General features: G+C 58.8%; 15 protein-coding genes and 1 tRNA gene. 5 read left to right on the top strand and 11 right to left on the bottom strand.

All coding sequences use genetic code 11. From position 1 onward, the window contains the following. Window positions 1-71: 71 nt before the first annotated feature. Complete coding sequence (locus J3L12_RS04460) at window positions 72-1,265, bottom strand: thiolase family protein (RefSeq protein WP_208013837.1); 1,194 nt, start codon at window positions 1,263-1,265, stop codon at window positions 72-74. Window positions 1,266-1,728: 463 nt separating this feature from the next. Here J3L12_RS04460 and rodA point away from each other — a divergent pair, with 463 nt between their 5' ends. Then, a complete protein-coding gene (rodA, locus tag J3L12_RS04455) occupies window positions 1,729-2,811 on the top strand; it encodes a rod shape-determining protein RodA (protein WP_208013836.1) in 1,083 nt (360 codons plus the stop codon). Window positions 2,812-3,025: 214 nt separating this feature from the next. Next, on the top strand, window positions 3,026-3,205 hold the full coding sequence (gene tatA, locus J3L12_RS04450; protein ID WP_208013835.1) for a twin-arginine translocase TatA/TatE family subunit: 180 nt from the start codon (window positions 3,026-3,028) through the stop codon (window positions 3,203-3,205). Between the two features lie 89 nt (window positions 3,206-3,294). Here tatA and J3L12_RS04445 read toward each other — a convergent pair whose 3' ends face one another. The 10 genes from J3L12_RS04445 to J3L12_RS04400 form a co-directional block, all read right to left on the bottom strand. Then, window positions 3,295-4,323 (bottom strand): ABC transporter ATP-binding protein, encoded by a 1,029-nt coding sequence (locus J3L12_RS04445; protein WP_208013834.1) that lies wholly within the window; start codon window positions 4,321-4,323, stop codon window positions 3,295-3,297. Beyond that, complete coding sequence (modB, locus tag J3L12_RS04440; RefSeq protein ID WP_208013833.1) at window positions 4,290-4,970, bottom strand: molybdate ABC transporter permease subunit; 681 nt, start codon at window positions 4,968-4,970, stop codon at window positions 4,290-4,292. The genes J3L12_RS04445 and modB overlap by 34 nt, the downstream gene beginning before the upstream one ends. Further along, window positions 4,970-5,824, bottom strand: coding sequence for a molybdate ABC transporter substrate-binding protein (modA, locus tag J3L12_RS04435; RefSeq protein WP_347708834.1), 855 nt, complete (start codon window positions 5,822-5,824; stop codon window positions 4,970-4,972). The genes modB and modA overlap by 1 nt, the downstream gene beginning before the upstream one ends. A gap of 47 nt (window positions 5,825-5,871) precedes the next feature. Next, a complete protein-coding gene (locus J3L12_RS04430; RefSeq protein ID WP_347708833.1) occupies window positions 5,872-6,414 on the bottom strand; it encodes a helix-turn-helix transcriptional regulator in 543 nt (180 codons plus the stop codon). Between the two features lie 61 nt (window positions 6,415-6,475). Further along, a complete protein-coding gene (locus J3L12_RS04425) occupies window positions 6,476-6,916 on the bottom strand; it encodes a cytochrome c (protein WP_208013832.1) in 441 nt (146 codons plus the stop codon). A gap of 35 nt (window positions 6,917-6,951) precedes the next feature. Next, window positions 6,952-7,404, bottom strand: a complete 453-nt coding sequence (locus tag J3L12_RS04420; protein WP_347708832.1) for a cytochrome c — start codon at window positions 7,402-7,404, stop codon at window positions 6,952-6,954. Between the two features lie 269 nt (window positions 7,405-7,673). Continuing rightward, on the bottom strand, window positions 7,674-8,699 hold the full coding sequence (locus tag J3L12_RS04415; protein ID WP_208013831.1) for a spermidine/putrescine ABC transporter substrate-binding protein: 1,026 nt from the start codon (window positions 8,697-8,699) through the stop codon (window positions 7,674-7,676). A 34-nt stretch (window positions 8,700-8,733) separates the two neighbouring features. Further along, window positions 8,734-9,513 carry an ABC transporter permease gene (locus J3L12_RS04410; protein ID WP_208013830.1) on the bottom strand — a complete coding sequence of 260 codons (780 nt, stop codon included), beginning with the start codon at window positions 9,511-9,513 and terminating at the stop codon, window positions 8,734-8,736. Window positions 9,514-9,628: 115 nt separating this feature from the next. After that, window positions 9,629-10,492 carry an ABC transporter permease gene (locus J3L12_RS04405; protein WP_208013829.1) on the bottom strand — a complete coding sequence of 288 codons (864 nt, stop codon included), beginning with the start codon at window positions 10,490-10,492 and terminating at the stop codon, window positions 9,629-9,631. After that, complete coding sequence (locus J3L12_RS04400; RefSeq protein ID WP_208013828.1) at window positions 10,485-11,627, bottom strand: ABC transporter ATP-binding protein; 1,143 nt, start codon at window positions 11,625-11,627, stop codon at window positions 10,485-10,487. Before J3L12_RS04400 ends, J3L12_RS04405 begins: the two co-directional genes overlap by 8 nt. Before the next feature lie 543 nt (window positions 11,628-12,170). Here J3L12_RS04400 and J3L12_RS04395 point away from each other — a divergent pair. The 3 genes from J3L12_RS04395 to nusA all read left to right on the top strand — a co-directional run bounded on the left by J3L12_RS04395 (window position 12,171) and on the right by nusA (window position 14,203). Then, window positions 12,171-12,257: transfer RNA gene (locus J3L12_RS04395), tRNA-Leu, on the top strand. 217 nt (window positions 12,258-12,474) lie between these two features. Then, the gene (rimP, locus tag J3L12_RS04390) at window positions 12,475-12,936 is read left to right on the top strand and encodes a ribosome maturation factor RimP (RefSeq protein WP_208013863.1); all 462 of its coding nucleotides are present in this window, start codon (window positions 12,475-12,477) and stop codon (window positions 12,934-12,936) included. 88 nt (window positions 12,937-13,024) lie between these two features. After that, window positions 13,025-14,203 (top strand): transcription termination factor NusA, encoded by a 1,179-nt coding sequence (gene nusA / locus J3L12_RS04385; protein ID WP_208013827.1) that lies wholly within the window; start codon window positions 13,025-13,027, stop codon window positions 14,201-14,203. The last annotated feature ends 1 nt before the right edge of the window (window position 14,204 follow it).

Raw genomic sequence — 14,204 nt, 5'->3', positions numbered from 1 at the left:
AGTTTTTTCCCAGGTCGGACACCCAACCTTCACATGCAGACCCACAGTCTGGAAAAGGCCCACACAACCTCTTAATCAACAGCCTCTATAGCCATGGCGGTAGACCCGCCGGTGCCGTGGCAGATGGCAGCCAGACCGCGCTCCTTGCCGTGGGTGTGCAGGGCATGAATCAGGGTGGTAAGGATACGGGCGCCCGAGGCCCCAATGGGATGACCCAGGGCAATGGCTCCACCATGCACGTTCAGGCTGTCCATGGGCACACCCAGCAAGCGGCTGAACAAAAGATTGTTGAGGGCAAAGGCTTCGTTGTTTTCAAACAAGTGAAAATCGGTAACACTCAGCCGATGCTTATCCAGCAGCTTACGCACTGCGGGAATCGGGGCCTCTGGGAAGCGCCAGGGTTCACCGGCGGCCCAGCTATTGCCTAGAATCCGGGCAATGGGCTTCAGGCCGTGCTTCTGCACTGCTTCGGGGCTGGCCAGAACCAGGGCTGCTGCCCCATCGGAGATTTGCGAGGCGTTGCCCGCGGTAAGTACCCCGTCTTTCTTAAAGGCCGGGCGCAGGGCCGCCAGCGATTCCAGGGTGGTCTCGGGCCGCACGCCTTCGTCCTTTTCGACCTTCTCCACCCCTTTGCGGGTCTTGACCTCGAGGGGCACAATTTCCTTGCTGAAATGGCAGGCCTCCTGGGCCCTGGCCGCCCTGAGATGAGAATGCATCGCCACCTCATCCAGCTCAGCGCGGCTCACGCCGAACTCGGCAGCCAGGCGCTCGGTCTGGTCGCCCATGGCCTCGCCGGTGAAGGGGTCAGAAAGTCCATCGCGTTGAAGAATATCCTGCAGTTGCTCGGGCGCACCGGCCAGGTACTTGTAGCCCCAGCGGGCCCGGCTCGAGAGGTAAAACCCGGTCTGGGTCATGGACTCCATACCGCCCGCCAGCACTACCTCGGCATCGCCGTTCTTGATCGCCAGCGCCCCATTGGCCACGGCCTGCATCCCCGAGGCACACACCATGTCCACCGCGTAGCCATCCACCGTATTGGGGATTCCAGCTTTGAAAGCTGCCTGCCGGGGCGGCAACTGCCCATGCCCGGCTCGCAAGACCTGCCCAAACACGAACAAATCCAGGTCGGCGCCACTCAAACCCACTCGCTCGAGGGCCGCCTTCATCACGTGCGCCCCCAGATCAATGGGTGAAAAGTCCTTAAGCGCCCCGCCAAAACGCCCGATGGGGGTACGTACTGCCGAGACTACAAACACCTCACGCATAACTGCCTCCTGGCGATATATTACGCTAATTGTAACTACCGGCGTAAATACGTGAGATTATTTGCGCAACGCAGGGTACGAAGATATGCTACACAGGTCTCTCATCAGGGCAAGCCAGCGTTCATTCTCTGACCGCGGTATAGGTTTATTTTGAAAAAACCCCCGCAGTTTCGATAACCACTCGAGTCCAGTATGTCTGAGGCCAGAAGTTCGTCTGGGTTTGACAAACTAGTGGTCTTTGTTGGGCAAACCCTTATCTTTGACAAAAAAAATGAACATAACCAGCAACAAGCCGATAATCACAGCCGCACCAATGGTAATGATTTCGTCCATGGTTTTTCGTCCTCCTCTATTCCAGCCCCAAGTTTAGCATCGCTCGCCCTCGAGTTCGAAGAATTCGGATACGTTTGTAGTAACACCACCCGAACTGACAAATCTCACCGCATCTGGATAGACTGAGGGGATGACATTACGCAGGGTTCCGGTATTTGCCTACGATTGGGTGCTGATTAGCCTGGTTTTGCTTATTAATCTGGTGGGGCTGGTCACGCTTTACAGCGCGGCCCCCAGCCGTGGGGTCTGGCTCCAGCAACTCGTTGCGTTTCCGGTTGCACTGTCTGTGGGACTCCTGGTACAGATGTTCTCGCGCCGCCAGGTGCTCTCCTGGGCCTTCCCACTCTATGCGGTTTCGGTAGCGATGCTGGTGCTGGTCTTGCTGGTAGGGCGTGAGATCAATGGCGCCAAGGCCTGGTTCGACCTGGGGCCGGTGAGTTTTCAACCCCTCGAGATTGCCAAAATCGGACTCATCCTGGTGCTGGCCCGGATACTGGCGGCCCGCCCCCTGGAACGTCCACTGGATTACATTTTGCCGATTTTGCTGGCAGCGCCCATCCTGGGGTTGGTGTTCATCCAGCCCGACCTTGGAGGCACGCTGGTGCTCATTGCAGGGTTTCTGGGCATTCTATTTGTGCGCGGGATGCCCACAAGTCACATCGTCCTGGGGCTGGTAGCTGTGGCAATACTGGTTCCCACGGTCATATGGCCCAACCTCAACCAGTACCAGCGCGACCGGGTCGAAATTTTGTTCGATCTGTCCAAAGACCCCCGCGGTAAGGGTTTTCAGCAAATCCAGTCCACCATTGCCATCGGTTCTGGGGGGTTGATGGGCAAGGGCTTTGGGGCCGGCACCCAGACCCAGCTAGGCTTCGTACCCGAGCGCCAGACCGACTTTATTTATGCAGTGCTGGCCGAGGAATGGGGTTTTGTCGGGGCTTTGAGTCTGATGCTGCTGTACGCCCTGCTTTTCTTCCGCCTGGGCCGAATGATTTTGGAATGTGTGCGAATGGAGGATCGGCTGGTGATTGCCGGGGTGCTCTCGATGCTGGCTTTTCAGGTGGTGGTCAACATTGGGGTCACCTTAGGACTGGCCCCGGTGACCGGACTGACGTTGCCGCTGGTTTCGAAGGGGGGCAGCAGCCTGGTAATGGTGTATCTGGGGTTGGGCCTGGCCTTATTAATTCACCGGGATCGGTATCGGGAAGTGTGAGGGGGAAAACGGAGTAGGCAACGTGCCTTTTACGAAGACTTTTTTTGCGATGGAAGCGAACTGGTTGCCGCTGAAGGCCATTTGCTCGTGCGCTTCCATCAAACACCCACCAGGCCCTCGAGCAACCCTGCACCCTTTTCACATTCCTGTTACGGCCTGGGTATACATTTGGACTAATGCCAGTCGGCGTATACTGGCGGTAAGGAGGAAGCGTATGCCTATCGGCCCTACTGAGCTCATCATCATCCTGTTGATTGTGGTCTTGCTGTTTGGCGCCCGCAAGCTACCGGAGTTGGCTCGAGGACTCGGCCAATCGGCCAGGGAGTTTCGCAAAGGTCTGAGTGAGGAAGAAAAGAAGCCCGAGGAAAGCAAGCCCGAACAAAAGCAGTCCTAATACCAGCTCTGCGCGTGAGCGGCGCTAAACGCGCCCCTCACTTGCCGCGCCAGGGGGCGCGTCCGAGGGACTTGTATATCGCTTTTGGGTCACTTCTGAGCAGATTTGGTATAACCAGACCGAATCAGGTGCAGGTACCGGGGCTCGAGGGCAACCTCGAGCCGCTGGCCTTCGGCCAGGCCTAGCTGGCCCTGCTTGTAGCGGGGCGTAACAAAGTCCAGAGCAATTTCGCCCACCTTTAGCAAGCCGCGAACGCGCAGACCCTGCGAGCGCAAGTGTTGTACCTCACCCCTTACCAGGTTCAGCGGGCCCTCCAGGGTAAAGACCTCCTCGGAGCGAATCCCCAGCCAGACCCGCTCTCCCACCTTTGCCCAGTCGGGTCGGGGTGCCGTTAGCAGGCCGACCTGCGTTTGCACCTGTACCCACTGTCCACTTGCCTCGACCACCATGCCGTCCCATAGGTTGCGAAAACCCACCAGCCGGGCTACCTCGAGGGTGGCGGGGCGGGCAAATACCTCTTCAGAGGTGCCTTGTTGGGCCAGTCCTGCTTTGGTCAACACCGCCACCCAGTTAGCGCGCTGGGCCAGCCATTGGTCGTGGGTTGCTGCCAGGGTAGGTATTTTGAGGGCTTTTAGCTGTTCCAGCACCCCCCCAAACACCTCCTCGCGGGTGGCCATATCCAGGGCACTGGTGGGCTCATCGAGCAGCAAAATCTGGGGTTCGCGGGCCAGCGCTCTGGCCAGCGCCACCCGCTGCTGCTGTCCACCGGACATCTGCTTTGGGTAGCGCTCGGCCAGTTCGGCAATGCCCATCTGTTCCAGATACTCCAGGGCCTTGCGTTTGCGCGCTTCGCCGGGTAGATGGGCCAGTGGAAAGGCCACGTTTTGCCAGGCTCGCAGGTGCGGGAATAGTGCAAAGTGCTGGGGTAGGTATCCCACCGGGCGCTCTTCGGCTCGCAACCCCGCAAAGGGCTGGCCGCTTGCCGGGTTCAAGCCCGCCAGGGCTTTGAGCAGGCTGGTCTTGCCCACCCCGCTCTCGCCCAGCAGAACTGTAAATCCCTGCACGTGTAGGTTGAGCTTCAGCTTTACCGGGTGCTCGAGGGCATACGCGATCTCCACACATCCTCCAGGGTTCGCACTAGGTACACAAGGGCAAAGCTAACCAGCAACAAAACGCCCGAAGCCTCCGCTGCCCGGCCAAACTGAAGGGCCTGTACCTGGTCGTAGATGTAGATGCTGACCATCTGGGTTTTGCCGGGAATACTGCCCCCCACCATCAAAACCACCCCAAACTCGCCCAGGGTGTGGGCAAAAGCCAGGATGGAGCCCGACAAGATTCCCGGCCAGGTGATGGGCAGAATCACCTCGAGCCAGACCCGCCACCACCCCGCCCCCAGGGTACGGGCGGTCTGAACCAGATCCAGATCCAGGCTGCGAAAGGCTTCCCGGTAACCGTTGAGGGCAAAGGGCAGGCTAAACAAAACCGACCCCACCACCAACCCCTCGAAGCGAAAAGCCCAGGTGAAGCCAAAGGTCTGGGCAATAGGGCCGTTCTGCCCCAGCAGCAGGAGCAGGTAAAACCCCAGCACGGTCGGAGGCAGGGTAAGGGGCAGTAGCACAACGGATTCCAGCACCCGCTTGCCAGGGAAGCGCTTGTGGGCCAGCACCCAGCCCAGCGGCACACCCAGCAAAAGCAGAATTGCCGTGGTGACCAGGCTGACCTCGAGGGTCAGGCGCATGGTTCGCCAGAAAACCGGGTCGTCCATTACTCCAGCTTCTCCCCCGGTAGTAAGAACCCATACTTGCGCAACACCCGGTGGGCTTCAGGCGTGGCGATGTAGTCGTAGAAACGCCGCACCGGCGGGCGATCCTGCCCACGCAAAATCACGTAGGTCTGGTTAAGACGCATATGACTGCTCAAAGGCGAGAGCCAGAACACCCCGGCCCGCTCCATGGTTTCGCTTCTGGCAATGGAGAGAGCTATCAGACCGATATTGGTGCTGGTGAGGGCCAGTTGCGCTGTCTGGGAGATATTCTCACCGTACACGAACTCAAAACCGGGCTTGCCCCGCCGCAGAGCCGCAACGTCGTAGTAGGCCGGGATGCCGGCGGTCATGTCCTCCCATTTAGCTGAGCGGGTCTGGCGCAGCATCCCGAAGCGCTCCAAGAGCGTCACACCCGCCCGTCCATAGGGGGCATGAACCGGGTTTGCAATGGCAACCTTGGTAATTCTGGGGTCAAGCAAAATCCGCGGCCCCAGTTTGCGGGGGTCAAGCCCTTGCTGTACCAGGCTGTTGGAGGCCCAGATCACCATCCGGCCCACCGCATAGAGTTTCACAGTTCCGGGCACAGTGCGCCCGGCCTGTTCGAGCAGTGCTGGAAAAACCTCGTCGGCGGAAAAATAGATATCTGCGGGCAAGCCCTGCATGAGCTGGGTGTACAGCTTCCCCGTGGAGCCAAAGGTAATTTCAACCCTGGTCCCTGGGTTCCGACGCTCAAACTCCTGGGCAATTTCAGCCAGGGCGTATTGCAAATCTGCCGCAGCCACCACCCGGATGGTGTTGCTCTGGGCCAGACCCAGCCCCATTAGCAGCAAGCACAGACTCAGAAAACGAATCACTATCTGCCTCCTCCCTATAGTTACAGTGTAACTATAGGAGACAGAACTTATTTGGACAAGGCCACATTCCGGGCCTGAAGCTGCTCAATAAATCGCAGGCCAGCTTTGGCCATCTCCATACGCCATAAAACCGACACCAGGTGAATTCCCTCGGCTCGCTGGGGTTGCAGGTTATCGAGAATCTCTGAAAAAACCCCCTTTTGGGCCTCGAGCAGAGGCGTCAGGTCGTATCCCAGGCGCATCAAAAAAGCAATTTTGAGCCGCAGATCGGAGCGTCCGTAGCGCAATTGGGTCACAGGGGTATGCAGCCACCGGAGCGCCGATGTCTGACCGCTGGAGGTGGCCGCAAAAAGGGTTCGGGGCGGCCCGGCATCGCCTTCTTCCTGTCGTACCGCCTCAACCAGCCCCCCTGCTTCCAGGTGCTCCAACGCCCGATACACCTGGGTGCGCTGGATGCGCCAGATTTCCCCCAGTTCGCCCTCCGGGGCAAATAACGCCGCAATGCGAAACCCGTGCGAGGGCTGCTCGAGCAAAGCCGCCAGAACGGCCCAATCGGTGGTTGAAAGCTTCTGGTTCGCCTCGCCCTTCACATCCCACAGCCTAACAAAACGAGAGCACCCCAGGGTGCTCTCGGAAAAGCCCAGTCCGATTTTACTTCAGTCCGAGCGCCTTACGGGCTGCGTTGACCTGGGCTGCCGTCATGGTCTTGGCCCTTTGCGCCTGTACCTCGGCGGCGGTGAAGGGCCGCTGGCCTGCGGGGAACTTGTTGCCCCACTGGGTCGAGATATGGTTCAGTAGGGCGGCAATGTCAGCATCGCTCAGTTGCTTGTAGCCCGGCATAACCCCATTGTATTTTGCCCCCTTTACGCTAATTTCACCGCTCATGCCCCACAGGAGTACCTGGATAAGCCAGGCCCGCCCCCCCTGGGCGGCCAGAATCTCGGGAACATGCCCGGCCAGCGGGGGAAAGACCCCCGGTATGCCCGCCCCGGTGGGCTGGTGGCAACCCTGGCACTGCTGGTACAGGGTAGGCCCACTTTGTGCAAACGCAGCAGAGACCATCAGAGCCAACGCCACAAGAAGATGTTTCATTTAGACTCCTCCACAAGAGATTCTATGCTACTGGCCTATGGGACGTTTATACGGGTGCGGTTGCTGCCCACTTGTTGGGGGGTTGGACGGCTGCTGACGCTGCGGGCGTTGGCGACCTCCGCAGGGGTAATGGGCCGGTGGTCTCGCGGCAGTAGCTTGTCGTTACCCCAGGCATTGAGGATGTGATTAAGCACATTCGCAATTTGCTCATCGGTAAGCTGTCCAAATGCTGGCATGACTCCGTTATAGGTATTGCCCTTGACCCGAACGGGGCCTTGCATGCCAAAAAGCAAGGTGTTGATCAGGTGTGCACGGCCCTCGGGGGTTTTGATCAGCTCGGTGGTATGGGCAGCCAGGGGCGGGAAGGCCCCCACCCTCCCCTGACCGTTCTCACCGTGACAGAACGCGCAATTCTGCTGGTAAAGCTGGGGCCCGGTTTGGGCCAGCGCCAGGCTGAAGAGGGTCAGGAACCCCAGGAGCATTCTCACGCCTCGAGTATAGCCCTACCACTTCTGACAAAAGTAAGATTCTGCCCGACAAACGCTTTGGTTAACGGATTCTAAACATCCATCAGGTTTCAAGCTATTAGGTATATCCACGATAGAAACGTAATGGGTAGCGAAAGGGTAATTCACGAGGCCGCGCCGCTGCAAACCCCATAATTCGCACTTCCGTTGAGCAGCATGATATTTCTATCGCGGGCGCACATAACCCCCCCCCCGAGCTCTTGTGGGAATCGGGTTGAAGGAAGCTGGCCCTAGCGCGACTTCACTTCCGACCAGACTTTGTTGAACGCGTCGGCCTGGTCACCCAGGTCGGCCAGCAGCTCGAGGCGGGCTCTTTTCTCCTCTGTGGGGTAAATGAGAGGGTTGTCCCTCTCTTCGATTTTGTCCATCGCAGCCGCTACCGGGGTGGCGTAGCCAATCGAGTTGGAGATTTGTGCAGCAATTTCGGGCTCGAGCAAAAAGTTGATGAACTTGTGTGCCAGCTCGTGATTGGGGCTTTTCTTGAGTATCACCAGGTTGTCCGTCCAGAGCGTAGCCCCTTCCACCGGAATCACATACTTCAGCTTGGGGTTCTCGGACTGCGCTGCCAGGATATCCCCTGAATAAGCAGGCCCTACCGCAATATCGCCAGCAATCAGGCGGTCGCGAATGCTGGTGCCCCCAGCAAAGCCCTGGGAGCGGCGCTTGGCCTCGAGGAGCAGCGCCTGTACCTCGGCCAGCTTGGCCGGGTCGGTGGTGTTCACCGACTCACCCTTGTACTTCAGGGCCGCTCCTATCATCTCGCGCATTTCGTCCAGCAGAAGGAAACGTCCAACCTGCTTGGCGGGGTCGAAGAGCACCGCCCAGCTCTCCACCGGCCCGCTCACCAGGTCTTCGCGGTAGGCCAGTCCAGTAGTACCCCACTGGTACACCACGCTGTACTTCCCACCGGGGTCAAAGGCAGGGTCGGCGAACTGCGGGTCCAGGTTCTGCAGGTTGGGAATTTTGCTCTTGTCCAGCTCCAGCAAGCTGCCAGCCCGGGCCAGCGTGCCTACCGTGTAGTCGGGGGTAATCAATAGGTCGAACTCACTATCGCCGCCTGCCTGAAGCTTCGAGAGCATGGCTTCGGGGGAGTCGTAGGTATCCTCCACCACCTTGACCCCCTCGCGCTTTTCGAACTCGCTCAGCACCTCGCGGGGCATGTAGTCCGACCAGTTCAGCAGCCGAAGCTCCTTTTTCTGCTGCCCACAGCCCGCTACTAGCAAAGCCAGTAAACCGACCACCCAGATTCTGTGCACACTCCACCTCCCATGCCTGGCCCCGGTGCGAGGCTCAGGCCCGTTTCCTCCAGAACAGTGTCCCAAGAAGCAATACCAAAATTGTAATCCCCACCATCAAGGTAGATAGGGCGTGAATCTCGGGGCTCACACCCAACTTCACTGAGGAGTAAATGTAAAGCGGCAGGGTAGTCGAGCCAGGGCCCGCCGTAAAGAAGGTCACCACGAAATCGTCCAGCGACAAACTGAAAGCCAGCAGCGCCCCCGAGACCACCCCCGGCATAATGAGCGGCAGGGTGACCTCACGGAAGGTAAGCCAGGGGGTAGCGCCCAGATCTTTGGCAGCCTCTTCCAGGGTAGGATCCAAGAGCATCAGCCGGGCCCGCACCACCAGGGTCACGTAGGCTATCTGAAAGCTGATATGGGCCAGGATGATGGTAAAAAGCGAGAGCCGGGGCCAGCCGATGGCATCGCGCACCACATCAAATAAAAGTAAGAGCGAGATGCCCATCACCACATCCGGCACCACCACCGGCACGTACAGTAAGTAGCGCAGGGCTGTTTGCAGGCGAAACTGGTAGCGCACCAGCCCCACGGCCAGAAGGGTACCCAGAATGGTCGAAACGACCGTGGAAACCACCGCCACAATCAGGGTGTTGGTGAGGTACTCCAGAATGCGCTCGTTGCTAAAAAGCCGGATATACCAGTCGAAGGTGAAGCCCGTAAACCGAACTCCAAAGCGGCTTTTGTTGAACGAAAGCGCCACGATGACCACAATCGGCAGATACAAAAAGGCAAACACCAGCCAGGCGTGAAAGGAGAGCAATCGCTTCAAGTGAGCCTCCCGAAACCGCCCCGATGGGAACTGCTAAATCGCCGAGAGGAATGGGCCCAGGGCTCTGTGCAGTCTGCACATAAAGCTTTGGGCCTCTGACTTGTAGCGCTGAACCTCATACCAGTTTGTCCAGCCCCCTTTCGCCCTGGGTACGGGCGTAAAGCCACAAACCCAGCAGCACCATGGCCATCAGCACCATGCTGGCCGCGCTGCCAAAAGCCCAGTTCTGTGCAGAACCAAACTGGAGCTGAATCAGGTTGCCGATGAGCGTGACCTTGCCCCCGCCCAGCAGGTCGGCAATCACGAAGGTACCCACCGCCGGGATAAACACCAGCAAAAAGCCCGCAAACAAACCCGGCACCGTCTGGGGGAAGATGGCCTCCCAGAAGGCCCGGATGGGCCGGGCCCCGAGGTCGTAGGCGGCCTCGAGCTGGCTCCAGTCAATCCGCTCGACAGCGGCATACAACGGCAGCACAAAAAAGGGCAGGTAGGTATAAACCGTTGCCACATACACCGCCAGTGTGGAGGGTAGCAGTTCGGCAGGCGGGAGCCCAAAAGCTGTGATCAGGCCATTGAGCAGGCCTTCTTTCTGAAAAACCACAATCCAGGCATACACCCGAATCAGAAAGTTGGTGAAGAAGGGAATCACCACCAGCAGAAGCAAAACCTCCTTGTGGCGGCTCTGGGCAATGTAAAAGGCCAGCGGATAACCCAGCAGCATGATAAAAACCGTAGACCAGAAGCCGATCCACAGGCTGCGACCGATAATCTCAACAAACAGGGGGTCGGAGAAAAAGCGCAGGTAGTTGTGCAGGCCCAAGGGCGGCACCAACTGGCCCAGGCTGCCCCGGCTCATCAGCGAGGCCACCAGCATGATGAGCGTGGGAATCAGGACAAACAGCCCCAACCAAAAAGCCCCTGGCCCAATGGTCAGGAGCACCTGGCGCAGGCGCTCCCAAGGGGTTGCAGCCTCACGCATAGGGGTTACTCCCTTCCACCCCACCTTGAATGACCACCAGTTTTTCGGGGGTGAGCGCCACCCAGACTTCCTCGTCGTAGGTAAACTCCTCGTGGCCGGGCTCCTGAATGTCCTGGTTGAGGGTCTCGCACATCAGCCGTTGGCCGTCGGCAAGCAGCACGTACTGGTTCTCCGAGCCGGTGTAGATGATGTCGTCTACCTTGGCCCGGAATACGTTGGGCAGGTTGGGCTTCTCCCGAAAAAGCCGTATTTTCTCGGGCCGCACTGAAAGCAGCACCTCCTGGCCTGGGGTAAGGGCGTCCTCGTCGTCGAGGACAAACTCGCCAATGGGGGTACGCACCTTGCGCGGCTCCAGAGCCTGGGCCGGAATCAGGTTGGAGTCGCCGATAAACTTGGCCACGAAAGCGGTTTTGGGAAGCTCGTAAATCTCCTCGGTGGGGCCGAGCTGCTCAATGCGACCCTTGTTCATGACCGCAATGCGATCCGACATCACCAGGGCCTCTTCCTGGTCGTGGGTGACGAAAATAAAGGTGATGCCAAGGCGCTCTTGCAGGTTCATCAGGTCTACCCGCAGCTCCTGGCGCAGTTTGAGGTCGAGGGCCGAGAGCGGCTCGTCGAGCAGCAAAACTTCCGGCTCGTTGACCAGGGCCCGGGCCAGGGCAATGCGCTGACGCTGCCCCCCCGACATCTGGTCGGTGCGGCGTTTTTCGTAGCCCGGTAGGTTGATAAGCTCCAGGGCCCACTGTACCCGACGGGCAATCTCGTCGCGGGGCATTTTCTTCATACGCAATCCAAACGCGATGTTCTGTTCCACCGTCATGTGGGGGAAGAGAGCATAATTCTGAAAAACCGTGTTGACCGGGCGCAGATAGGGCGGCACTTCGGTCATGTCCTTGCCGCCAATGATGACCCGGCCTTCATCCGGGGTATCGAAGCCCGCAATCATGCGCAGCAGGGTAGTCTTGCCGCAGCCCGAAGGCCCCAGCAGGCTAAAAAACTCGCCGTCTCGAATTTCAAGGCTCACGTTGTCTACCGCTTTGTGCTCGCCAAAGCGCTTGGTGACGCCCTCGAGGCGCACGGCAACATTCTCGCCCAACTTCCGGTCGCGTCGGCTGCGGAATAAGGTGGGTTCCACAGGGCAGAGTGTACGCTGTAGCAAAGGTTGTGAGCAACAAGCTGAGGTTTCGGTGGGAGATTCGGATGAGTACACCGTCGTATAGTTGTTCATACACCTCCAGGTTTCTGGAAGGAATTGACCTCGAGCCCCCTCCCTACTGCGTAGGGAGGGTGGGAAGGGTATTGGGCGAGGCCCTCAACCGATCGACTACACGAAGTGGCTGCTCAACAAACCCACCTAAGTGCCTCCCGGCTATGTTTTGGCTACTGTGATGATCGAAAATCACTCGGGTATTGCGCCCGGATCATGATTTTCTGGCACGGTCTAGATTCATCTCTAGACCTTATACAGGCACAACTTAACCTCCCCCCTATGCCGCAGGGGAGTAATGAACAGTCACCGGATTCGGCTTCCGACATACAGCGCAGCTAGAGCCGTGACGTTGCCTTTAAACCTAATCATGTATCTGTACAGGCATTTCTACGACTGTGCATTGAATGGGCTTCGCCCAATACCTCTTGACGAAAAGAACAGAACTGGCTACTATTCTTGTTGCCCTGAGCCGGGATGGCGGAATTGGTAGACGCACATGATTCAGGGTCATGCGCCCGCAAGGGTGTGCAGGTTCAAGTCCTGTTCCCGGCACCAAGCTCCCCCTCCTCATGGAGGGGGTTGTTTACACTAAAAACCCTGGTTGGCAGCACAACGCAAGCTACCTCACTTTACCCTCTCATCAAACAGTGATATAACGTTGAATGATAGGAACTCCCAAGATTCCAGGGGGGTGGGTTGCAAACCCACCCTTCTTTCTTGGGGAGGAGGTGAGCGAGTGAAGCCAGAGAATCCCCAGCCAGAAGGGTCTGCTATTGTCAGCAGTGGCGTCCCCCAGTGGGATCAACTGGCCGAAAGCGTCCTGTCGCCACTCGGCTACGATGTGCTCGAGGCCAGCCTCAAGGGTGGCAAGAACCGGGTGCTGCTGGTGCGCATCGAGCGCAAGGATGAAATACCCATCTCGGTCTCGGATCTGGAACGGGCCAACCGTGCCCTGGGAGCCCGGCTGGATCAGCTCGAGGCCCTCTTGCCTGAGCATTACCTGCTACAGGTGGAGTCACCCGGCGCCGACCGCCCACTCTTCACCGCCCGGCATTTTGAGCGCTTTGTGGGACTCAAGGTAAAGGTGCGTAGCCCTGAAGGCAACTTTACCGGGCGGGTGGGGCCGGTCAGGGGCGATATGGTGGAGTTTGTGCTCGAGCATGACCAGACCCGCACCCTAAAGCTCGGCACCTTCAAGGCCCATCTGGCGGAGTGGCCGGATAAACCAAGGTGAGCCAATAGCTGATAGTCCATAGCTCAAAGCCTTTTCGCCATCAGCCATTAGTTATCGGCCATCAGCATCTAAAAAGGAGGCAAATTCTGTGAACAAAGATTTCGTAGACGCCCTTTCCCAGGTAGCCCTCGAGCGCGGGGTCACCGCCGAAGAACTCATCTCCAACTTCGAAGAAGCCCTGCGGCTGGCCTACCTGCGGCAGAAGGGTTTTCGCCCAAAAGAAGTAGAAGAAGAAGGCAAAGGCCCCATAGTGGAGGTGCACCTGGACACCCAGGAAGGCAGCCTCGAGGTGCTGGAAATCCGCCGGGTGGTGGAAACCGTTCAGGATCCCGACAAGGAGATTGACCTGACCACCGCGCAACAGTACGACCCCGAGGTGGCCGTAGGCGAAGAGATGGAGTTCCCGGTAGACCCCGAGGAATTCAGCCGCATTGCGGTACAGATCGCCAAGCAGGTGCTTACCCAGCGCCTCAAGGAAGCCGAGCGTACCCGCGTTCACAACGAATACAAAGACAAAGAGGGCGAGGTGGTAACCGGTAGCGTGGCCCGGGTGGACAACCGGGGCAACGTGTATGTAGAGCTGGGGCGCGGCGAGGCCCTGATGCCCCCAAAAGAGCAGATTCCCACTGAGCGCTACCACCCAGGCCAGCGCATCAAGGTCTATCTCAAGCAGGTGCAGCGCTCGTCCAAGGGCCCCAGTCTGGTGGTCTCCCGCGCCCACGAAGAACTGCTGCGCTACCTGCTGCGCCAGGAGGTGCCCGAGATTGCCGAGGGCATCGTGGAGGTCAAGGCAGTGGCCCGCGAACCTGGCAGCCGCTCCAAGGTAGCGGTGATGAGCCACAACCCCAACGTGGATCCCATCGGGGCCTGCATCGGACACAAGGGCCAGCGCATCCAGGCGGTGTCGGCAGAGCTGGGCCGGGAGCGGGTGGACATTATCCAGTGGAGCCCGAACCCCAAAGAGTTCATCCGCAACGCGCTTTCGCCTGCCACAGTTGGCGAAATCACCATTCTGACCACAGAAGACGGTAAAAATCGCGCCAGCGTCGTTGTTCCCAAGGATCAGCACTCACTGGCCATTGGCAAGGCCGGTCAGAACGTGCGTCTGGCTTCCAGGCTCACCGGCTACGAAATTGACTTTGAGGAAGCCGAGGAAATCACCGACCTTGATGCAGCCCTGCTCAAAGCCGCCGAAAAGGAAGAGGGTGTCAAGGTTTCGCAAGACGCCAAGAGCCGCTTCGAGAGCCTGTTCAAGGATGGCGAGTAGG

The organism is Meiothermus sp. CFH 77666, assembly GCF_017497985.1.
Classification (GTDB): Bacteria; Deinococcota; Deinococci; order Deinococcales; family Thermaceae; genus Meiothermus.
Note: the sequence above shows the minus strand (reverse complement) of the source record. Positions and strands in the feature narration are given on the sequence as shown.

Bases quoted from the DNA above. Each gene is read 5' to 3' on its own strand.
- J3L12_RS04460 (WP_208013837.1), bottom strand. From the start codon at position 1,265: ATGCGTGAGGTGTTTGTAGTCTCGGCAGTACGTACCCCCATCGGGCGT.
- rodA (WP_208013836.1), top strand. From the start codon at position 1,729: ATGACATTACGCAGGGTTCCGGTATTTGCCTACGATTGGGTGCTGATT.
- tatA (WP_208013835.1), top strand. From the start codon at position 3,026: ATGCCTATCGGCCCTACTGAGCTCATCATCATCCTGTTGATTGTGGTC.
- modB (WP_208013833.1), bottom strand. From the start codon at position 4,970: ATGGACGACCCGGTTTTCTGGCGAACCATGCGCCTGACCCTCGAGGTC.
- J3L12_RS04425 (WP_208013832.1), bottom strand. From the start codon at position 6,916: ATGAAACATCTTCTTGTGGCGTTGGCTCTGATGGTCTCTGCTGCGTTT.
- J3L12_RS04405 (WP_208013829.1), bottom strand. From the start codon at position 10,492: ATGCGTGAGGCTGCAACCCCTTGGGAGCGCCTGCGCCAGGTGCTCCTG.